This is a genomic window from Amycolatopsis sp. ATCC 39116 (assembly GCF_000231075.2).
GTDB classification, from domain to species: Bacteria; Actinomycetota; Actinomycetes; order Mycobacteriales; family Pseudonocardiaceae; genus Amycolatopsis_E; species Amycolatopsis_E tucumanensis.
The window spans coordinates 1-19,458 of record NZ_AFWY03000020.1 but is presented as its reverse complement, the minus strand read 5'-3'; the positions used below and the strand labels follow the sequence as shown (position 1 = coordinate 19,458).

Below are 19,458 nucleotides of genomic sequence, written 5' to 3'. Positions count from 1 at the left end.
CCGACGGTAAGCCCACGGCGCGAGGTACGCCAAGGTGATCTACCACCCGCGGTTGCCGTCCCCCGCTTCCATGGCCGACGCCGGCGGTTGCAGCCGCCCCCAAGCAACGCCCGCGAGGCCCCGGCGGCCGTCCGGAACGGTGCCTGCGGTAGCCACGTGCCGCCTGCGGCAGCCATCGCGCCACCCCTCACAGTCACCGCTGCCACCCGCGACGGCTACCGCTGCCTGCGGCAGCACGGCGCCACCCTTGCATCCACCCGCTGCCACCCGTGACGGCCACCGCTGCCTGCGGCAGCACCGCGCCACCCCCACAGCCACCCGCGACGGCCACCGCTGCCACCCCCACTGCCACCCGTGACGGCTACCGCTGCCTGCGGCAGCACCGCGCCGCTTGCCGCAGCCATCGCACTACCCCTCACCACCCGCTGCCCCTCACCACGCGCGGCCGCACGTGCTGCGTGCGGTTGCCATCCGCTGCCGTAGGCACGTGCTGCCCGCCGCCACGCGCTGCGGGCGGCAGCCGCCGCTTCGCCCCACCCACGCCCGCCTGCGGCAGGCGCCGCGGCGCCCGCGGCAGCCAGTGCGGCCACCCGCAGCAGCCACCAGGCCGCCCGGCCCCCGCAGAACCGTTCGGAAATCGTGAACACCCCGCTCCCTCCGAAGCGGTGCGGGTTAGAACCGGGGTATGACGGAGTGTGCCGTGCGGCCCGCGACCTGGCGGGCCTGGCCGCGGGCCGCCTGGTTGATCACCGCCGTGGGGTGGGGCGCCAACCAGTTCTCGCCGCTGCTCGGGGCCTACCGGCGTGAGATGGGGCTCTCCGCGCCGACCGTGACCGGTCTCTTCGCGATCTACGTCCTCGGCCTCGTGCCCGGTCTGCTGCTCGGTGGCCCCGGCGCGGACCGCTACGGTCGGCGGCCCGTGGTGCTCGGCGCGGTCGTCCTCTCGGTGCTCGCGACCGGCGCGTTGCTGCTCGGCGAAGTGGGCGTGCCGTGGCTGGGCGTGGGGCGCTTCGCCTCAGGGTTCGCCATGGGGGCGGTCCTCGCGGCGGGCAGTGCCTGGGTCAAGGAGCTCTCCCACCCGCCGCACGACGACGCGGTCGAGGGGACCGGGGCGCGCCGGGCCAGCCTGTTCCTCTCCGCCGGTTTCGGGATCGGCGGGCTGGTCGCGGCGCTGATCGCGCAGTGGGCGCCGCTGGACGTCGCCTACCTGCCGCACCTCGCGCTGTCCGCGGTCGTCCTCGTCGCGGCCCTCAAGGTGCCCGAGACCGCGCCCCGGACGCAGCCCGGCAAGCGCGTGACCGGCATCCGCGACCCGCGCTTCCGGCGGATGGTCGTCCCGGTGGCGCCGTGGGTGTTCGCCGCGCCCGCGACCGGGTTCGCCGTGCTGCCGTCGCTGGTGGAGTCGCGCCTCGGCGACGCCGAGACGGTCTTCGCGGGCGTCGCGATCGCCGTCGTGCTGGGGGGCGGGCTGCTGATCCAGCCGGTCGGCAGAAGGCTCGCCGCACGCGCGATCCTGCTGCCCGCGCTGATCGGGCTCGCCGCGGTCGGCACCGGGATGCTCCTCGGCCTCGCCGCCGCTGTGTCCGCGCAACCCGCCGTCGCGTTGCTGGCCGACGCGGCACTCGGCTGCGGGTACGGGCTGTGCGTCACCTTCGGCCTCACCGAGATCGCCCGCATCGCCCCGCCCGAGGGCCTGGCCCGCCTGGCCTCGGTGTGGTGGGCGCTGACCTACGTCGGCTTCTGCGCGCCGTACGTGTTCGCGCTGCTCACGCAGGTCACGACACCCCCGGTGATCCTCGGGTGCGCGGCGGCGCTGGCGTTCCTGACCGGCGCGGGCGTGGCGCTGCGGCACCGGACAGCGCAATCATGACCGGGTGGACATCGCCGACACCGACCTCACCGGCTCCACCTTCCGCGCCTGCGACCTGACCCGCCTGAAGATCGTCGACTCGCGCCTGTGGGACGTGTCCATCTCGGGCGACCTGGCGCGGTTCGTGGTCAACGACGTGGACGTGACGGACTACGTGGAGGCCGAGCTCGACCGCCGCCACCCCGAGCGGACCCAGCTGCGGGCGATGGACGGCCCCGCGGACTTCTGCGCCGGTTGGGACATCCTCGAATCGCTGTGGGCGGACACCGTGGCCCGCGCGCGCCGGCTGCCGGAGGAGGCGCTGCACGAACGTGTCGACGGCGAGTGGTCGTTCGTGGAAACCCTGCGGCACCTGGTGTTCGCGACCGATGCCTGGGTGAGCCGCACGATCCTCGACGAGCCGATGCCCTACCACCCGCTGGCCCTGCCGCAGACGTCCTACCCGGACCCGGAGAAGCTGCTCGGCGTCGACACCGGCGCGCGGCCCTCGCTCGACGAAGTACTGGCAGTCCGCACGGACCGGATGGCGCTCGTGCGGCGGATCGTCGACGGCCTGACCGACGAGGAGCTGTCCCGGCCCTGCCACCGCTCACCCGCGCCCGGCTACCCCGAGGAGCCGCAGCCGGTGGGGAAGTGCCTGCGCGTCGTGATGAACGAGGAGTGCGAGCACCGCCGCTACGCCGTGCGCGACCTCGCGGTGCTGGAGGGTCACTTCGACCGCACCAGCGGCAGGTAGACCTCGTCGACGATCTCGACCAGCACCTCGTCCGGCGCGGTGGGCACGCCCCGCACCATGAACTCGTTGCGCAGCAACACGATCGCCACCGTGGCGACGCGGGAGTGCAGCGCGGCCGGTGACACCTCACCGCGTTCGACGGCCCGTTCCAGGATCGTCAGCCACGGCGCGGCCGCGTCCTCCGCCGGGTCCTGCAGTTGTCCCAAGAGTTCCGACGCGCCCCCGGCCGCGGCGATCAGCTCGCGCAGGATCGCGCCGAGCGGCGAGCTCCAGTGCCGGTTCGCGCCACGCAGCAGCGCGAGGGCGTCGTCGCGGAGGTTGCCGGTGTCCGGCACCGGCACGGATCTCGTGAGCCGCTGGTAGGCGGCGACCCCGAGGGGCAGCCGGTTCGGCCAGCGGCGGTACAGGGCGTTCTTGTTGGTGCCCGCGCGTGCGGCGACCTTGTCCATGGTCAGCGCGGCGAACCCGGACTCGGTCAGTTCGTCCGCCGCCGCCTGGAGGATCGCGTCCTCCAGCTCGGCTCCCCGCCTGCGGGTCCGGGACGGCTCCATGGGTACGCACAGTACCTTATCTATGTTAAGGTACGGCCAGTACCCTATTTGAGGAGATGGACATGCGAGCCAAGGGCATCAGCTATGACACCGGCTTCCTGCAGAACGGGAAGTTCTCGCGGAGCCGGTTCGAGCCGGAGGAGGTCCAGCGCGAGCTGCGGACCATCCGCGACGACCTGCACTGCACCGCGGTGCGGATCATGGGCGGAGACCCCGAGCGGCTGGAGGTGGCCGCCACGTGCGCGGCCGAGCTGGGGCTGGAGGTCTGGTTCTCGCCGTACCCGTTGGAACTGACCGAAGAGGAGACGCTGAAGCTGTTCGCGGACTGCGCCGAGCGCGCCGAGCGGATCAGACGGCGGGGAGCCGAGGTCGTGTTCGTGGCCGGGGCCGAGCTGAGCCTGATGAACAAGGGTTTCCTGCCCGGCGACGGCATCCGGGAGCGGATCGCGTTCCTGATGGACAACCGCGACCGGATCCCGGAACTCGGTTCCCGGGTGGGGGATTTCCTCGCCGAGGCGGTCGCCGTCGTGCGGGAGCGGTTCGGTGGCCGGGTGACCTACGCGTCCGTGCAACTGGAGCGCGTCGACTGGGCGCTGTTCGACTTCGTCTCGGTGGACCTGTACCGGACGGCCGAGATCGCCGACCGCTTCGCCGACGGGGTCCGGGCCCTCGTCGGGCAGGGCAAGCCCGTCGCGATCACCGAGTTCGGCTCGGCGACCTACCGCGGCGCGGGCGACCTGGGGGCGAGCGCGCTGGACGCGGTGGAGTACGACGAGGACCGCGGCCCGGTCCGGCTGAACGGCGAGTACGAGCGCGACGAGCAGGGGCAGGCCGCGTACGTGCGCGAACTGCTGGAGACGTTCGACGCCGCGGGCGTGGACAGCACGTTCGTGTTCACCTTCGCGCTGTACGACCACGTGCACCGCCCCGGCGGCGACCCGCGGGAGGACCTGGACCTGGCCAGCTACGGGGTGGTGAAGGTGTTCGAGGACCGCGACGGACGCGAGCTGCCGTGGGAGCCGAAGGCCGCGTTCACGGCGATCGGCGAGTACTACCGGGACCACTGAACGACGGCGGCCCCTCCCCGCACCGGGAAGGGGCCGCCACCCGAACCGAAACCTCAGCGAACCGAAAACCTCAGCGGTCCGCGACCGCCTGCTCCGCCGCCTGCATCCACTCGCGCCACTGGGCCGCCTGCTCCTCGGCCTTCTTGGCGCGCCGCTCGTCGCCGGCGGCGCGGGCCTTCGCGGCCTGCGCCTCGAACTGCTCGACCCGCTCGCGGAACTGCGCGGCCCGCGCCTGGGCCTCCGGGTCGCTGCGGCGCCACTGGCTGTCTTCGACCTCGCGGATCCGGTCCTGGACCGCCTTGAGCCGGCCGTCCAGCTCGCGGATCCGCTCCCGCGGCACCTTGCCGATCTCGTCCCACTGCTCCTGGATCCGCCGCAGCTGCGCCTTCGCCGCGTCGAGGTTGGCGCCCGGGTCGATCTTCTCGGCCTCGGCGAGCAGCTCCTCCTTGCGCGTGGCGTTCGCGGCGAACTCGGCGTCCCGCTCGGAGAACGTCGCCGAGCGGCGGGAGAAGAACGCGTCCTGCGCGGCGCGGAAGCGCTGCCACAACGCGTCGTCGGCCTCCTTGGGCGCCCGCCCCGCGGCCTTCCACTCCGTCATGAGCTCCTTGTAACGCCCCGCGGTCGGGCCCCAGTCGGTCGAGTCGGCGAGCGCCTCGGCCTCCGCGATCAGCTCCTCCTTGCGGGCCTTGGCCGCCGCGCGCTGCTTGTCCAGCTCGGCGAAGTGCGAGCCGCGGCGCCGGTTGAACGCCTCCCGCGCCTTGGAGAAGCGCTTCCAGAGCTCGTCGTCGGTCTTGCGGTCGACGCCCTTGATCGTCTTCCACTCGTCGAGGATCGCGCGCAGCCGGTCGCCCGCGGCCTTCCACTGCACCGACTCCGCGGCGATCTTCTCGGCTTCTTCGGCCAGAGCCTGCTTGCGCCCGACCGCGGCCGCGCGGGCCTCCTCGCGCTCCTGCTTCGCCGCCGCCAGCGCGGTTTCGGCGTGCGCGACGATCTGGTCGATCCGCGCCGACAGCGCCGCGAGGTCGCCGACCACCGCCGCCGTCGGCAGGCTCTCCCGCAGCTGCGTCGCGGTGGCGAGCGCGTGCTTCGGGTCGCCCGCGCCGGACGACAGCCGGGTGCCGAGCAGCTCGACCTCGGTGCGCAGGTCGTCGAAGCGCCGCGCGTAGTGCAGCAGCCCCTCCTCCGGCGAGCCGGCCTGCCACACGCCGACGGCGCGTTCCCCGTCCGCGGTCCGGACGTAGACGTTGCCCTCGTCGTCCACCCGGCCCCAGCGGGAGGGGTGCGGCTCGGCCGGCGGGACCGGCGCGCCGTGACCGGCGGCGGGCGTGTGGCCGTGGGGCACCTGGTGGGGTGCCGGGGTGCCGGTGTTCTCGTCGGACATCGCAGGCTCCTTATCGCCTGTCGGCCCGCCATGTGGCGGGCGCCCCGCTGGCGGGCGGGGCCGGGTCATGCGGGTCTCGTTCCCTCTGGCCGCATTCAAGCAGTTCAGCGCCGCTCGTGGTACTCGGTTGGGGGGTCGGAGCGGGTGATTCTACTTCCGGGCCGCGTGGGATCGCTGTGATCGTCGATCTCGCTGCTCTCCGTGGTCGCGGGTTGCCCGAGAGTGGCTGCCGGTAACCTCGACGGGTGTGATCGTGCAAGCCGTGGTGGTACCGCAGCCCCCGTTGCTCGTGCCCGCGCTGTCCCCGGGTGCGAACGCCGAGCTGGAGGCGTTGCGCGCGGCCTGCCGCACGGCGGTGGAGCGCCTCGCCGCGGTGACCCGGGAGTGGGTCGCGGTCGGCGCCGGTGACCACGAACGGGTCATCGAGCCCGCCACGTCCGGGTCGTTCCGCGGATACGGAGCCGACGTTCCGGTCTCGTTGAGCGCGGCGCCCGCGACCCCGGCCGAACTCCCGCTGCCCGCCCTCGTCGCGGGCTGGCTGCGCGAGCAGGCGGGCGCGGATTCGGTGCGGGTGCACCTCGTGGACGGCGATCCGGCCGAGTGCGAGCGCCTCGGCAAGCTCCTCGCCCACGGCGACCGGACCGGCCTGCTCGTGCTCGGCGACGGCTCGAACCGGCACGGCCCCAAGTCCCCGGGCAGCGAAGACGAGCGCGCCCCCGCCTTCGACGACGCGGTCGCCCGCGCGCTCGCCACCGCCGACACGGCCGCGCTGCGGGCGCTCGACCCCGGGCTGGCCGCCGAACTCGGCGCGGGCGGCCGCGCGCCGTGGCAGGTGCTGGCGGGCGCCGGCGACGACTGGCGCGCCGAACTGCTCTACTCCGCGGCGCCGTTCGGCGTCGGCTACCACGTCGCGGTGTGGGAGCGCGGGTGAACCCGATCGCCGTCGTCGGCCCCACCGCCACCGGCAAGTCCGAACTCGCCATCACGATCGCCCGCGCGGTCGGCGGCGAGGTGGTCAACGCCGACGCCCTGCAGCTCTACCGCGGCATGGACATCGGCACCGCCAAGGTCTCCGCGGCGGAGCGTCGCGGCGTGCCGCACCACCTGCTCGACGTCCTCGACGTCACCGAGACCGCGTCCGTCGCCGCCTACCAGCGCGACGCCCGCGCGGTCATCGAGCGCCTGCTGGCCGAGGGCAAGGTGCCCGTGCTGACCGGCGGATCCGGCCTCTACGTGCAGGCCGTCCTCGACGACCTCCGCTTCCCGGGCACCGACCCGGCCGTGCGGGCGCGGCTGGAGGCCGAGGCCGCCGAGGTCGGCGCCGCGGCCCTGCACAGCCGCCTCACCACGCTCGATCCCGCCGCGGCCACCGCGATCCTGCCGACCAACACGCGCCGGATCGTCCGCGCGCTGGAGGTCATCGAGATCACCGGACAGCCGTTCTCCGCGAACATGCCGCGTCCCGGCCCCGCGCGGTACGGCACCGTGATGATCGGGATCGACCGGGACACCGAGGACCTCGACCGGCGCGTGGAGCTGCGCGTGGACCGCATGTTCGCGGCGGGCTTGGTCGACGAGGTGCGCTCGCTGGTGGAGCGCGGGCTCCGGGAGGGCAAGACGGCGTCCCGCGCGCTGGGCTACCAGCAGGTGCTCGCCGAACTGGACGGCGGCGGGGACTTCGCCGCCGCGGCCGAGGCGACGAAGCAGGCGACGCGCCGATTCGTTCGCAGGCAACGATCCTGGTTCCGCCGGGACGCGCGGATCCGGTGGTTCGACGGAGCCGATCTTGACGTGGCCGAGCGGGTGCTCTCCGTGGTGGCCCAGTAGTCTGATCGTGTGGTTATCGAGTTCCTCAAGGGGCATGGCACCCAGAACGACTTCGTGGTGCTCCCCGACCCCGACGCCCGGCTGGACCTGACGGCGAGCCGGGTCGCCGCGCTGTGCGACCGGCAGCGCGGGCTCGGTGCCGACGGCGTCCTCCGCGTGGTGCGCAAGGAGGCTCTGGACCTGCCCGCCGCGGCCGATTCGGCGGGGGAGTGGTTCATGGACTACCGCAACGCCGACGGGTCGATCGCCGAGATGTGCGGCAACGGCACGCGGGTGTTCGCGCGGTACCTCGTCGAAGCGGGCTTGGTGTCCGGGCGCGAGTTCGTGATCGGCACCAGGGCGGGCGACCGGCAGGTGGTGGTGCACGAGGATCTCTCGGTGACCACGCAGATGGGGCCGGTCGCGATCACCGGCGCCTCGGTCGCCATCGTGGACGGGCACAACTTCTCCGGTGTCGCGGTGAACGTGGGCAACCCGCACTTGGTGTCCATTGTGGACGACGACATCGACGAGCTGGACCTCACTCGCGCGCCCCGCTACGACAGCGACTTCTTCCCCGACGGCGTCAACCTGGAGTTCGTCAACCCGCTCGGCGAGCAGCGCCTGAAGATGCGGGTGTACGAACGGGGAGTGGGCGAGACCCGCGCGTGCGGCACCGGCACGGTCGCCGCGGTCGCGGCCGCGCTGCACCTGGCAGGCACCGACACCGGGAAGTCCGCTGTGGACATCCCCGGCGGCCGCGTCCAGGTCACCGTGGAGCGGGGGGCGTCGACGCTGACGGGCCCGGCGGAGTTCGTGGCGCGGGGTCAGCTGGATCCGCAGTGGTGGGAGCGGGCGGGCTGACCGGCAGGTCGCGCATCCGCCGCAACGGGGAGAACAGCACCGGCAGCATCGTCACCGCCATGAGCGCGCACCCGGCCCACACGGTGGACCGGACGCCGATCAGCTCGCCGAGCAGGCCGCCGGCCAGTCCGCCGAGCGGCATGGTGCCCCACACCACGAACCGCACGGTCGCGTTCATGCGGCCCATCAGCCGGTCCGGGCAGATCGCCTGCCGGTAGCTGACCTGCGCGACGTTGTAGACCACGATGCCGTAGCCGCTGGCCACCATCCCCAGCACGCCCAGCGCCACCGACCAGCCCGGCTGGGACAGCGGCAGCAGCAGCTGGAGCGGCCAGGTGGTCATCGGCACCAGCCAGATCGCCCTGGCCTGCCCGATCACCCTGGTCCAGAACCCGGCGGTGAGCGCGCCCAGGATCCCGCCGGCGCTGGCGACGGCGAGCACCAGGCCGACGCCGGACGGGCTCAGGCCGAGGTCCCTGGTGAGGAACAGGACCTGCATCGAGATCACGATCGTGCCGGCGAAGTTGCCGCTCGCGGTGCACAGCACGATCGCGCGCAGCGCCGGGTTGCCGAACACGAACCGCAGGCCCTCGGCGATCTGCGCGCGCAGGGGCGTGCCGTCGTGCGGTTCCGGCTCCGGTTCGGGCGTGCGGATGCGCAGCAGGAACAGCCCGGACGCGACGTAGCCCACCCCGGTCGCGAGCACCGCGTTGGCCGCGCCGAACAGCTGGGTCAGCCCGCCGCCGAGCCCCGGCCCGACCACCTGCGCGACCGACTGGCTGGCCTGCAGCTTCGCGTTGCCCTCCACCAGGTGCTCCCGCCCGACCAGGGACGGCAGGTAGGACTGGTAGGCGACGTCGAAGAACACCGTCCCGACGCTGACCAGCAACGCGACCACGACCAGCTGGGTCAGGGTCAGCCAGCCGGTCCACCACGCCAGCGGGATCGTCAGCAACAGCGCCGCGCGCGCGAAGTCGGCGCGCAGCATCAGCGGACGCCGCTTCATCCGGTCCACCCACACCCCGGCTGGCAGCCCGATCAGCAGGAAGGCGGCGTTCTCGGCCGCGGTGAGCAGGCCCATCTCGCCGGGCGTCGCGGACAGCACGGTCGCGGCCAGCAGCGGCAGCACGGTGATGCCCACGAACGTGCCGGCCTGGCTGACCGTGTCGCCCGCCCACAGCAGCCGGAACCCGGGGTGGAACCAGAGGGAGTCGCGTCGCGGCACCCCGATAGGGTGACGCAGTGATTGGAATCCGTCAATCACTTCGTCCGACTACGCTGGGCCGGTGCGAGACCGCCGCCCCGCGAGCGAGGCCGAGGCAGCCGCCCTGGCCTCGGGAATACGCCTGCGCATCATCCGGTTGACCTATGCGGAGGCGTTGACGAACAAGGAAATCGCGCAGCGCCTCGGCCGCGACCCGGCCACCACTCTGCACCACGTGCGAAAGCTGGTCGACACCGGATTCCTGGCTCCGCAACCCGCCCGCCGCGGCAACCGCGGCGCGAAGGAGATCCCGTACCTGTCCACCGGCAAGTCCTGGGACCTGTCCGGCGAGGGCGACGAGGCGTTGTCCGAGGCGATGCTGGAGGCCTACCTGGCCGAGATCGCCGAGCTGGACCGCGGCGAACTGGACCAGTCGCGGCTGGTGGTGCGGGTGGACGCCGAGGCCAGGCGAGAGTTCGAACAGCGGCTGGCCGACCTGCTGGACGAGTTCAAGAACCGCTCCACGCCGGAGGGCGCCGAGCAGTTCGCGATCTACGTGGCGGTGTACCCGAGCCGCTAAAGGATTCGGACAATCCCGCGAATCGTGGGACCATGGAAGGACGATGACAGAACTGACCTACACAGACCTCGAAGACATCACCGCAGACCCGTCGACGGGTGACCTGGAACTGTCGGAGCGCGCGTCCCTGCGCCGCGTCGCCGGCCTGTCGACCGAGCTGTCGGACATCACCGAGGTCGAGTACCGGAAACTCCGCCTCGAGCGCGTGGTCCTGGTCGGTGTGTGGACCGAGGGCACCGCGGAGCAGTCCGAGGCTTCGCTCGCCGAACTCGCACGCCTGGCCGAGACCGCCGGTTCCGAAGTGCTCGAAGGTCTCGTGCAGCGCCGCTCCAAGCCCGACCCGGCCACCTACATCGGCTCGGGCAAGGTGCGCGAGCTGTTCGACATCGTCGTCGCCACCGGGGCCGACACGGTCATCTGCGACGGTGAGCTCTCGCCCGGCCAGCTGCGCCAGCTGGAGGAGCGGCTCAAGGTCAAGGTGATCGACCGGACCGCGCTGATCCTCGACATCTTCGCCCAGCACGCGCGCTCGCGCGAAGGCAAGGCGCAGGTCGAGCTGGCCCAGCTGCAGTACCTCATCCCGCGGCTGCGGGGCTGGGGTGAGTCGCTGTCCCGGCAGGCCGGTGGCCGCGCCGGTGGCGCGAACGGCGGTGTGGGCCTGCGTGGTCCCGGTGAGACGAAGCTGGAGACCGACCGGCGGCGCATCAACAAGCGCGTGGCGAAGCTGCGCCGCGAGATCGCCGCGATGGACACCATCCGGGCGACCAAGCGGGGCCGCCGCGTGGCCAACGAGGTGCCCAGCGTCGCGATCGTCGGCTACACCAACGCCGGCAAGTCGAGCCTGCTCAACGCCATCACCGGAGCCGGTGTGCTGGTGGAGAACGCGTTGTTCGCCACCCTGGACCCGACCACCCGGCGGGCGGCCACCCCGGACGGGCGCACGTTCACGCTGACCGACACCGTCGGGTTCGTGCGGCACCTGCCGCACCAGCTGGTCGACGCGTTCCGCTCGACGCTGGACGAGACGGCCGACGCGGACCTGCTGCTGCACGTCGTGGACGGGTCCGACCCGGCGCCGGAGGAGCAGGTCAACGCGGTGCGCCAGGTGCTCGCCGAGATCACCAAGAGCCACGAGAGCCCGCTGCCGCCGGAGCTGATCGTGATCAACAAGGCGGACGCGGCCGACGAGCTGTCGCTGGTCCGCCTCCGGCACCTGCTGCCGGGCGCGATCGTGGTGTCGGCCAAGACCGGCGAGGGCGTCCCGGAGCTGCTGGAGGCGCTGGCCGAGCGGCTGCCGCGGCCTGACGTGGTCGTGGACGCGCTCGTGCCGTACACCCGCGGTGAGCTGGTGGCGCGCGTGCACTCCGAGGGGGAGGTCCTCACCGAGGAGCACCTCGCGGAGGGCACCCGCCTGAGCGCCCGGGTTCGCCCGGACGTGGCATCCGCGCTGGAGGCGTACGCCGTGAACGGATCACCGGCCTGAGATCGGTACCGTGGCTCCAGTGAGCCATGGGAGTTTCCGCAGAGCTGCGCTGGCGCCGGTCCTGTCAGTCCTCGTCTTGCTGGGGCTGGCGGGGCCGGCGCACGCGGCGCAGGCCCCGGAACCGGTGTGCTCGGTGACGGACAAACGCCTCGGCGAGCTGTCCGGCCTGGTGAGCGACGGTTCGCGGTGGTACGCGATCAACGATGGCGGCACGAAGGTGCAGATCTTCGTGCTGGGCCGGGACTGCGCGGTGCAGCGGGTCATCTCCGGCTCGACCGACCCGTACGACGTCGAGGACCTCGCGCGTGCCGCGGACGGCACGTTCTGGCTCGCCGACACCGGCGACAACCGCAAACAACGCGAGACCATCGCCCTGCTGGCCGTGACGCCGCAGGGCAAGGTGACGCTCTACCGCCTGACCTACCCCGACGGGCCGCACGACGCGGAGGCGCTGCTGCTCGACGCGTCGGGAACGCCCTACCTGGTCACCAAGAACCCGCTGGGCGAGGCGGGGATCTACCGGCCGGCGAAGCCGCTGGCGAGCCCGGGCCCGACGCCGCTGGAGCGGGTCGGGTCGATCAACATCAAGTCCACGGACACGCCGGGCGGACCGGTCGCGGGGTTCGGCTCCGTGCTGGTCACCGGGGGCGCCGTGAGCGCGGACGGCAAGGTCGTCGCGTTGCGGACCTACACCGACGCCTACCTGTTCCCGGCCCCCGACCGGGACGTGGCGGCCGCGCTGCAGCGCGAGCCGGTGCGTGTGCCGCTGCCCGACGAGCAGCAGGGGGAGGCGATCGCCTTCGACCCGGACGGCACGCTGTTGTCGGCGTCCGAGGGTGCCGGCCCGATCCGCGCGGTGCGCGGTGCGGCGGCCCTGGTGGCGGACAGCGCCGAGGAGGGCGGCCAGTCCGCGGGTTCCGGCGGGGAGGCGGCCGGCGGGTCGTCCGGCCAGGGCGGCGTGGACACGGTGCCCGGCCTGCTGCTGGCCGTCGTCGTCGCGGGCGGCGTGGTGTTCGCCTGGACGAAGCTGCGGAAGCGGTCCGGCTGATCGTTTCGAACGACCGAACGATCGGCTAGAGACGGCGGATGACCGCCACGACCTTGCCGAGAATGGTCGCCTCGTCACCCGGGATCGGGTCGTAGGCCTCGTTGTGCGGCATCAGCCACACGTGGCCGTCCTTCTGCTTGAACGTCTTCACCGTGGCCTCGCCGTCGATCATCGCGGCCACGATCTCGCCGTTGTTCGCCGTCGGCTGCTGGCGCACGACCACCCAGTCGCCGTCGGTGATGGCGGCGTCGACCATCGAGTCGCCGGTGACGCTGAGCAGGAAGACCTCGCCCTCGCCGACGATGTCCTTCGGCAGCGGGAAGACCTCTTCGATGGACTGCTCGGCCAGCACCGGGCCACCGGCGGCGATGCGGCCGACCAGGGGCACGTACGCGGGCTTCGGCAGCGGCGTGGTCTCGGCCTCGGCCTGCGCGGTCAGCACGCCCACGGCGCGGGGACGGTTGGCGTCGCGGCGCAGGTAACCCTTGCGCTGCAGCGAACGCAGCTGGTGCGACACCGACGAGGTGGAGGTGAGCCCGACCGCCTCGCCGATCTCGCGGACGCTGGGCGGGTAGCCGAAGCGGTCGATCCACGCCTTGATGACTTCGAGGATCTGCTGCTGGCGGGGGCTGAGACCCTCTTCGACGTCCTCGGGGTCGGGGAGGGGATGCACGTCCCCGAACCGGCCGCCTGGCCTGCGGATCGTCTCGCCCGTCTCTTCCGACACCGTGCTGCCTCCCAGCTCTGGAGCGGCCGGGACCGCGCACCCGCGCGACCGGCGCTGTCCGCCTCTGCTGGTCACCCACAGTAGTGCACCCGACAGCAAACATCAAACAACTGTTCGACGACACGCCGGGGCGCGCTCGATTTTGTCGTACCCGGGTGGTACACATTCGCACGGAGGTTCGATAGAACGGTTGTTCGACCGGCGGCGCGCTCGTCGCGGGTCGCGGATCTGCGAGGAGGTTCCGCCATGTCGGTGCTGACGCTTGAGGAGTGGCTGGTCCGGCGCGCGCCGGAGGAGAGCGCGGGCGGGCGCGTGCCGGTGCGGCCGCGTCGCCCCGAGGTGCGCCGTCCGCCGACGCGGGCGCGGGTGGTCGCCGGCCGCCGTCCCGGTCCGGTCGCCGCCTGCCCGCGCCGGATCGCGCCGCGGTGGCCGTGGCTCGGCGCGGTCGGGGTCGCCATCGCGCTCGCCGTCACCGGGTTGGGTGTTTTCGCCGGGTCGTTCGCGCCGGACGTCCCGGAGCGGACGGCCACCGTCGCGGTCGCGCCGGGGGAGACGCTGTGGGATCTGGCGCGGCAGTACGCGCCGGGGAGCGACACGGGCGCCGTGGTCGAGCGCATCGAGGAGCTGAACCACCTGCCGGCCGAGTCGGTCGTGCCGGGTCTGTTGCTCACCGTGCCGGTCGAATCCGCCTCCGTGATCACGGGCTCCTGAAGGCCGTCGCCATACCTCATCACTCGCTCGTGTCGCTTGCGCCCCGCCTGCGCGCGTTCTAAGGTCCACCGCTATATCTAGTAGTTACATGGCTGTAGTTGGTCCACAAGTTGGGGTAGACTGAGGACGAGTTGTCCACAGGCGGTGGGTGTTCACCCACCGGATATCCACATGTTGATCACCAGGTTCGAGCCGTAGCGTGGCGGTGCGGGCCGGGGTGGATGTCGCCCGCGGGACGAGAGGGGAAGGTGTTCGGAAAGTGCGTTGCCCGTTCTGCCGTCACGCCGACTCCCGGGTCGTCGACTCGCGGGAAGTGGACGAGGGGCAGGCCATCCGCCGCAGGCGGTCCTGCTCGGCCTGCGGTCGCCGGTTCACCACGTCCGAGACGATGGTGCTGGCGGTCGTCAAGCGTTCCGGGGTCACCGAGCAGTTCAGCAGGGACAAGGTGGTCCGGGGAGTGCGCCGCGCCTGCCAGGGCAGGCCGGTCGACGACGACGCGTTGCAGCAGCTCGCCCAGCGGGTCGAGGAGTCGATCCGCGCGGCCGGAGTCGCCGAGATCCCGAGTCACGAGGTCGGCCTCGCCATCCTCGGGCCGCTGCGGGAACTCGACGAGGTCGCCTACCTCCGGTTCGCCAGCGTCTACCGCTCCTTCTCCTCGGTCGAGGACTTCGAGAAGGAGATCGCGGACCTGCGCAAGGCCATGGCAGACAAGCACGGCGACGAAAGCGCGGCCGGGGCATGAGCCCGGCGCGCGGCGGGAGGGACGAATCGATGACCGAGACCGTGGGTGCGAGCACGGCGAGCGGCAAGTCGGCGAAGCGGGGCAAGCGGGGGCTGAAGATCAGCCGGGTGTTCACGACCGAGGGCGTGCACCCGTACGACGAGGTCGCCTGGGAGCAGCGCGACGTCGTCATGACCAACTGGCGTGACGGGTCGATCAACTTCGAGCAGCGGGGCGTCGAGTTCCCCGAGTTCTGGTCGATGAACGCGACCAACATCGTCACCAGCAAGTACTTCCGCGGTGCGGTGGGCAGTCCGCAGCGCGAGCGCAGCCTCAAGCAGCTCATCGACCGCGTCGTGCACGCCTACGTGAAGGCGGGCACCGAGCACGGCTACTTCGCGACGGGCGCCGACGCCGAGATCTTCGAGCACGAGCTCACCTGGATGCTGCTGCACCAGGTCTTCAGCTTCAACTCCCCGGTGTGGTTCAACGTCGGCACCTCCTCCAAGCAGCAGGTCTCCGCCTGCTTCATCCTCGCGGTCGACGACACGATGGAGTCGATCCTCGACTGGTACAAGGAAGAGGGGATGATCTTCCGCGGCGGGTCCGGCGCGGGCATCAACCTCTCCCGCATCCGGTCCTCCAAGGAGCTGCTGTCCTCGGGCGGCACCGCCTCCGGCCCGGTGTCCTTCATGCGCGGCGCCGACGCCTCCGCCGGCACCATCAAGTCCGGTGGCGCCACCCGGCGCGCGGCGAAGATGGTCGTCCTCGACGTCGACCACCCGGACATCGAGGAGTTCATCCAGACCAAGGCGCGCGAGGAGGAGAAGATCCGCGTCCTGCGCGACGCGGGCTTCGACATGGACCTCTCCGGCGCCGACATCACGTCGGTGCAGTACCAGAACGCCAACAACTCGGTGCGCGTCAGCGACGAGTTCATGCGCGCCGTCGAGTCCGACGCCGAGTTCGGGCTGCGCGCCCGCCTCACCGGCGAGGTCATCGACACCGTGAACGCGCGGAAGCTGTTCCGCTCGATGGCGCAGGCGGCGTGGGAGTGCGCGGACCCGGGCCTGCAGTACGACGACACGATCAACGACTGGCACACCTGCCCCGAGTCGGGCCGGATCACCGCGTCGAACCCGTGCAGCGAGTACATGCACCTGGACAACTCCAGCTGCAACCTGGCGTCGCTGAACCTGCTGAAGTTCCTCAAGGACGACGGCACGTTCGACGGTGAGCTGTTCGTCAAGGCGGTCGAGTTCGTCATCACCGCGATGGACATCTCGATCTGCTTCGCGGACTTCCCGACCGAAGCGATCGGCGACACCACCCGCAAGTTCCGCCAGCTTGGCATCGGCTACGCCAACCTGGGCGCGCTGCTGATGGCCACCGGGCACGCGTACGACTCCGACGGCGGCCGCGCGCTCGCCGCGAGCATCACGTCGCTGATGACCGGCACGTCCTACCGCCGCTCGGCCGAGATGGCCGGCGTGGTCGGCGCGTACGAGGGCTACAGCCGCAACGCCGAGGCGCACCAGCGCGTCATGCGCAAGCACGCCGCGGCCAACGACGCGATCCGCACGATGCACACCAACGACGTGGCGATCCGCGACCTGGCCACCCGCGAGTGGCAGAAGGGCATCGAGATCGGCGCGAAGAACGGCTGGCGCAACGCGCAGGCCAGCGTGCTCGCCCCGACCGGCACCATCGGCTTCATGATGGACTGCGACACCACCGGTATCGAGCCGGACTTCTCGCTGGTGAAGTTCAAGAAGCTCGTCGGCGGCGGCTCGATGCAGATCGTCAACCAGACCATCCCGCGCTCGCTCAAGACCCTGGGCTACCAGGACGAGCAGATCGAGGCGATCGTCGAGTACATCGCCGAGCACGGCCACGTCGTCGACGCGCCGGGCCTGCGCCCGGAGCACTACGAGGTGTACGACTGCGCCATCGGCGAGCGGTCCATCGCCCCGATGGGCCACGTGCGCATGATGGCCGCGGTGCAGCCGTTCCTGTCCGGCGCGATCTCCAAGACGGTCAACATGCCGGAGACGGCGACGGTCGAGGAGATCGAGGAGATCTACTTCCAGGGCTGGAAGCTGGGCCTCAAGGCGCTGGCGATCTACCGCGACAACTGCAAGGTCGGCCAGCCGCTGTCCAGCGCGAAGAAGAAGGCCGAGACCGCCGACGTCGAGCCGGAGAAGGTCGTCGAGTACAAGCCGATCCGCAAGCGGCTGCCGAAGAAGCGCCCGAGCCAGACCCTGTCCTTCACGGTCGGCGGCGCGGAGGGCTACCTGCACGCCGGTTCGTACCCCGACGACGGGCTGGGCGAGATCTTCGTCAAGCTGGGCAAGCAGGGTTCGACGCTGGCGGGTGTCATGGACGCCTTCTCGATGTCGATCTCGGTGGGCCTGCAGTACGGCATCCCGCTGGAGTTCTACGTCTCGAAGTTCTCGAACCTGCGCTTCGAGCCGGCCGGCATGACGGACGACCCGGACATCCGGATCGCCACCAGCGTGCTGGACTACCTGTTCCGCCGCCTCGCGCTGGACTACCTGCCGTACGAGAAGCGGGCCGAGCTGGGCATCTTCACCGCTGCCGAGCGCGCCGCGCAGGTGGAGACGGGCTACGGTTCGCAGCCGGCCGAGCAGGTCGACCTGGAGGCGCTGCGCAGCACGGTCGACTCGAGCCCCGCGAAGGCCGAGCCGGCGGAGCAGCCCCAGGCGGCGCACAGCACGGCCGAGCTGATGGACCTGCACCTCGGCAAGGCGGCCGACGCGCCGCTGTGCATGACCTGCGGAACGAAGATGCGCCCCGCGGGCTCCTGCTACGCCTGCGAAGGCTGCGGCGCCACCTCCGGCTGCAGCTGATCTGACGATGTGACACAGCGGCCGGGTGCTTTCGCGCCCGGCCGCTGTCACGTTTCGGCGGCCTGCCGAGTCTTTTCAGCATGAGCGAAACGATCCTCGTCACCGGCGGGACCGGTGTTCTCGGCCGGGCCGTTGCCCGACGTCTCCTCGCGCCGGAGCGGGAAGTCCGGGTGCTGAGCCGTCGTCCGGCGCCGGACGGCACGGCCTACGCCTGGCGCACCGGCGACCTCCGCACCCGGCAGGGCGTCGACGCGGCGGTGGCGGGCGCGGACGTGATCGTGCACTGCGCGACCACGCTCGGCGGCAAGGACGTCGCCACCACGAGGACGCTCCTCGACATCGCGCGGCGCCACGGCACGCCGCACGTCGTGTTCATCTCGATCGTGGGCGTCGACCGGGTCCCGCTCCCGTACTACCGCGCGAAGCTCGCCGCGGAGGAGGCGGTCATCGGGTCGGGGCTGCCGTGGACGATCCTGCGTGCCACGCAGTTCCACGACCTGATGTGCCGCATCGTGGAGGTCCAGCGCCGCCTGCCTGCCGTCCTGTACCCCGCCCGGTTCCGGTTCCAGCCGGTCGACGCGAGCGAGGTCGCCGCGCGCCTCGCGGACCTCGCCCTCCAGGACCCCGCCGGCCGGGCGCCGGACATGGGCGGACCCGAGGTCCGGGAGTTCGCCGACCTGGCCCGGAGCTACCTGCGCCACCGGGGCCGCCGGCGCGTGCTCGTGCCGGTCCCGCTCCCCGGCGCCACCGCCCGCGCCTACCGGGCCGGCCACCACCTGACTCCGGACACCTCCGGCCGCACCACGTTCGAGGAGTTCCTGGCCGCTCAGGCCGCCATCGCGTAGAGGACCTCGCGCAGGTCGTCCTCGCGGTCGGTGCGCCACACCACGCGCAACGCCAGCTCGGCGGGATCCGCCATCGGCTGCGCGACGAGTGTGCCGTCCGCGAGGTCGCCGCCGACCGCGAAGTCCGGCAGCAGCGCGACGCCGAGGCCCTGCGCCACCCACGACCGGATTGTCGACACGCTGTCGAACTCCAGCCGCCTGCCGCCCGTGCCCAGCAACCGGTCGGCGGCCATCCGGAACGAGCACCCGTCCGGGGTGACCAGCAGGGCGTCGCCGTCGTACCCGGGGCGGGCGACCAGGTGCAGCCGCACGGTCTCGATGTCCACAAAGGACAGGTCGCCGCCGTCGAAGCCCAGTGTGCCGAGCGCTGTTCCGGTGTCGAGGAGCAGGCCCGCGTCGAGCGAGCCGTCCGCCACCGCGCGCAGCAGCGGTTGCCGCATCAGGGACCGCACCGCCAGGTCGACGTCGGGCCGCCGATCCGCGAGCCGGGCGACGACGGCGGGCAGCCGCGTGGCGACGAGGGTTTCCAGCGCGCCGACGGTGAACCGGGTGCGCTCGTCGCTCACCAGGCGCCGGATCGACTCGGCCTGGTCGAGCAGCCGCCGCGCCTCGGGCAGCAGCAGGCGCCCACGCTCGGCGAGTGCCATACCGGTCGGCTTGCGCTCGAACAGCACCACCCCGAGCGAGCTCTCGAGCGACCGCACGTGCTCCGAAACCGTCGCAGGCGACAGCTCGAGCAGCGAGGCCGCACCGGTGACCGAGCCGGCCGACGCCACCGCCACGAAGGCCCGCAACTGCCGCAACTCCATGAGATCCACTCTAGCCAGGAGGTGTTCGGAAAAACCGAACGCAGCCGGCGGAGGAGGCTGCGCGCTGCCGGGGCACCCGCGCGGCGCCGGGCGTGCGTGCAGTCGGGCGCCCGCGCGGCGCCGGGTGAGGGCGTAGCTGGGCGCCCGTGCGGCGTCGGGTGGGCGCGGAGCCGGGGCACCCGCAT

The 19,458-nt window shown here is 72.1% G+C and carries 18 protein-coding genes; 13 read left to right on the top strand and 5 right to left on the bottom strand.

The window, feature by feature from the left end:
- The first annotated feature begins 685 nt into the window (after positions 1-685).
- Together AMY39116_RS0320985 and AMY39116_RS0320980 are read left to right on the top strand one after the other, a co-directional pair.
- Positions 686-1,870, top strand: a complete 1,185-nt coding sequence (locus tag AMY39116_RS0320985) for an MFS transporter (protein WP_051123576.1) — start codon at positions 686-688, stop codon at positions 1,868-1,870.
- Between the two features lie 4 nt (positions 1,871-1,874).
- Positions 1,875-2,606, top strand: a complete 732-nt coding sequence (locus AMY39116_RS0320980; protein ID WP_020419600.1) for a DinB family protein — start codon at positions 1,875-1,877, stop codon at positions 2,604-2,606.
- Here the strand turns inward: AMY39116_RS0320980 and AMY39116_RS0320975 are convergent.
- Positions 2,579-3,157 (bottom strand): TetR/AcrR family transcriptional regulator, encoded by a 579-nt coding sequence (locus AMY39116_RS0320975; RefSeq protein ID WP_020419599.1) that lies wholly within the window; start codon positions 3,155-3,157, stop codon positions 2,579-2,581. The genes AMY39116_RS0320980 and AMY39116_RS0320975 overlap by 28 nt on opposite strands.
- 62 nt (positions 3,158-3,219) lie before the next feature.
- Between AMY39116_RS0320975 and AMY39116_RS0320970 the strand changes: the two genes are divergently transcribed.
- A complete protein-coding gene (locus AMY39116_RS0320970) occupies positions 3,220-4,224 on the top strand; it encodes a hypothetical protein (RefSeq protein WP_020419598.1) in 1,005 nt (334 codons plus the stop codon).
- A gap of 70 nt (positions 4,225-4,294) precedes the next feature.
- On the opposite strand, the gene AMY39116_RS0320965 is transcribed toward AMY39116_RS0320970, so the two are convergent.
- Positions 4,295-5,605 carry a DUF349 domain-containing protein gene (locus AMY39116_RS0320965; protein ID WP_020419597.1) on the bottom strand — a complete coding sequence of 437 codons (1,311 nt, stop codon included), beginning with the start codon at positions 5,603-5,605 and terminating at the stop codon, positions 4,295-4,297.
- Positions 5,606-5,852: 247 nt separating this feature from the next.
- Here AMY39116_RS0320965 and AMY39116_RS0320960 point away from each other — a divergent pair, with 247 nt between their 5' ends.
- Genes AMY39116_RS0320960 through dapF form a run of 3 tightly spaced genes read left to right on the top strand, consistent with a single transcriptional unit; the run spans position 5,853 to position 8,275 of the window.
- Complete coding sequence (locus tag AMY39116_RS0320960; RefSeq protein ID WP_020419596.1) at positions 5,853-6,536, top strand: class III extradiol dioxygenase subunit B-like domain-containing protein; 684 nt, start codon at positions 5,853-5,855, stop codon at positions 6,534-6,536.
- A complete protein-coding gene (gene miaA / locus AMY39116_RS0320955; RefSeq protein WP_020419595.1) occupies positions 6,533-7,432 on the top strand; it encodes a tRNA (adenosine(37)-N6)-dimethylallyltransferase MiaA in 900 nt (299 codons plus the stop codon). The genes AMY39116_RS0320960 and miaA overlap by 4 nt, the downstream gene beginning before the upstream one ends.
- Positions 7,433-7,441: 9 nt before the next feature.
- Positions 7,442-8,275 carry a diaminopimelate epimerase gene (dapF, locus tag AMY39116_RS45570; protein ID WP_084506129.1) on the top strand — a complete coding sequence of 278 codons (834 nt, stop codon included), beginning with the start codon at positions 7,442-7,444 and terminating at the stop codon, positions 8,273-8,275.
- Here dapF and AMY39116_RS0320945 read toward each other — a convergent pair.
- A complete protein-coding gene (locus tag AMY39116_RS0320945) occupies positions 8,181-9,500 on the bottom strand; it encodes an MFS transporter (RefSeq protein ID WP_020419593.1) in 1,320 nt (439 codons plus the stop codon). The two genes, dapF and AMY39116_RS0320945, sit on opposite strands and share 95 nt — an antisense overlap.
- Positions 9,501-9,603: 103 nt before the next feature.
- Here AMY39116_RS0320945 and AMY39116_RS0320940 point away from each other — a divergent pair, with 103 nt between their 5' ends.
- The 3 genes from AMY39116_RS0320940 to AMY39116_RS0320930 all read left to right on the top strand — a co-directional run bounded on the left by AMY39116_RS0320940 (position 9,604) and on the right by AMY39116_RS0320930 (position 12,590).
- A complete protein-coding gene (locus AMY39116_RS0320940; RefSeq protein ID WP_084506133.1) occupies positions 9,604-10,059 on the top strand; it encodes a transcriptional regulator in 456 nt (151 codons plus the stop codon).
- Positions 10,060-10,102: 43 nt separating this feature from the next.
- Positions 10,103-11,542, top strand: a complete 1,440-nt coding sequence (gene hflX, locus AMY39116_RS0320935) for a GTPase HflX (protein ID WP_020419591.1) — start codon at positions 10,103-10,105, stop codon at positions 11,540-11,542.
- A 76-nt stretch (positions 11,543-11,618) separates the two neighbouring features.
- The gene (locus tag AMY39116_RS0320930; protein ID WP_020419590.1) at positions 11,619-12,590 is read left to right on the top strand and encodes a hypothetical protein; all 972 of its coding nucleotides are present in this window, start codon (positions 11,619-11,621) and stop codon (positions 12,588-12,590) included.
- A gap of 25 nt (positions 12,591-12,615) precedes the next feature.
- Here AMY39116_RS0320930 and lexA read toward each other — a convergent pair whose 3' ends face one another.
- Complete coding sequence (gene lexA / locus AMY39116_RS0320925) at positions 12,616-13,317, bottom strand: transcriptional repressor LexA (RefSeq protein ID WP_017983913.1); 702 nt, start codon at positions 13,315-13,317, stop codon at positions 12,616-12,618.
- A gap of 246 nt (positions 13,318-13,563) precedes the next feature.
- Between lexA and AMY39116_RS0320920 the strand changes: the two genes are divergently transcribed.
- The 4 genes from AMY39116_RS0320920 (at position 13,564) to AMY39116_RS0320905 (ending at position 18,464) form a co-directional block, all read left to right on the top strand.
- Positions 13,564-14,028 (top strand): LysM peptidoglycan-binding domain-containing protein, encoded by a 465-nt coding sequence (locus AMY39116_RS0320920; RefSeq protein ID WP_020419589.1) that lies wholly within the window; start codon positions 13,564-13,566, stop codon positions 14,026-14,028.
- A 259-nt stretch (positions 14,029-14,287) separates the two neighbouring features.
- Positions 14,288-14,770: a transcriptional regulator NrdR gene (gene nrdR, locus AMY39116_RS0320915; protein WP_027936105.1), complete on the top strand. Its 483-nt coding sequence runs from the start codon at positions 14,288-14,290 to the stop codon at positions 14,768-14,770.
- Positions 14,771-14,799: 29 nt separating this feature from the next.
- Positions 14,800-17,619: a vitamin B12-dependent ribonucleotide reductase gene (locus AMY39116_RS0320910; RefSeq protein WP_020419587.1), complete on the top strand. Its 2,820-nt coding sequence runs from the start codon at positions 14,800-14,802 to the stop codon at positions 17,617-17,619.
- Positions 17,620-17,699: 80 nt separating this feature from the next.
- Positions 17,700-18,464, top strand: coding sequence for an SDR family oxidoreductase (locus tag AMY39116_RS0320905; protein ID WP_020419586.1), 765 nt, complete (start codon positions 17,700-17,702; stop codon positions 18,462-18,464).
- Here AMY39116_RS0320905 and AMY39116_RS0320900 read toward each other — a convergent pair.
- Positions 18,446-19,273, bottom strand: a complete 828-nt coding sequence (locus AMY39116_RS0320900) for a LysR family transcriptional regulator (protein WP_020419585.1) — start codon at positions 19,271-19,273, stop codon at positions 18,446-18,448. The two genes, AMY39116_RS0320905 and AMY39116_RS0320900, sit on opposite strands and share 19 nt — an antisense overlap.
- Positions 19,274-19,458 lie beyond the last annotated feature (185 nt).

Bases quoted from the DNA above. Each gene is read 5' to 3' on its own strand.
- AMY39116_RS0320985 (WP_051123576.1), top strand. From the start codon at position 686: ATGACGGAGTGTGCCGTGCGGCCCGCGACCTGGCGGGCCTGGCCGCGG.
- AMY39116_RS0320975 (WP_020419599.1), bottom strand. From the start codon at position 3,157: ATGGAGCCGTCCCGGACCCGCAGGCGGGGAGCCGAGCTGGAGGACGCG.
- AMY39116_RS0320970 (WP_020419598.1), top strand. From the start codon at position 3,220: ATGCGAGCCAAGGGCATCAGCTATGACACCGGCTTCCTGCAGAACGGG.
- AMY39116_RS0320965 (WP_020419597.1), bottom strand. From the start codon at position 5,605: ATGTCCGACGAGAACACCGGCACCCCGGCACCCCACCAGGTGCCCCAC.
- hflX (WP_020419591.1), top strand. From the start codon at position 10,103: ATGACAGAACTGACCTACACAGACCTCGAAGACATCACCGCAGACCCG.
- AMY39116_RS0320920 (WP_020419589.1), top strand. From the start codon at position 13,564: ATGTCGGTGCTGACGCTTGAGGAGTGGCTGGTCCGGCGCGCGCCGGAG.
- AMY39116_RS0320910 (WP_020419587.1), top strand. From the start codon at position 14,800: ATGACCGAGACCGTGGGTGCGAGCACGGCGAGCGGCAAGTCGGCGAAG.
- AMY39116_RS0320905 (WP_020419586.1), top strand. From the start codon at position 17,700: ATGAGCGAAACGATCCTCGTCACCGGCGGGACCGGTGTTCTCGGCCGG.
- AMY39116_RS0320900 (WP_020419585.1), bottom strand. From the start codon at position 19,273: ATGGAGTTGCGGCAGTTGCGGGCCTTCGTGGCGGTGGCGTCGGCCGGC.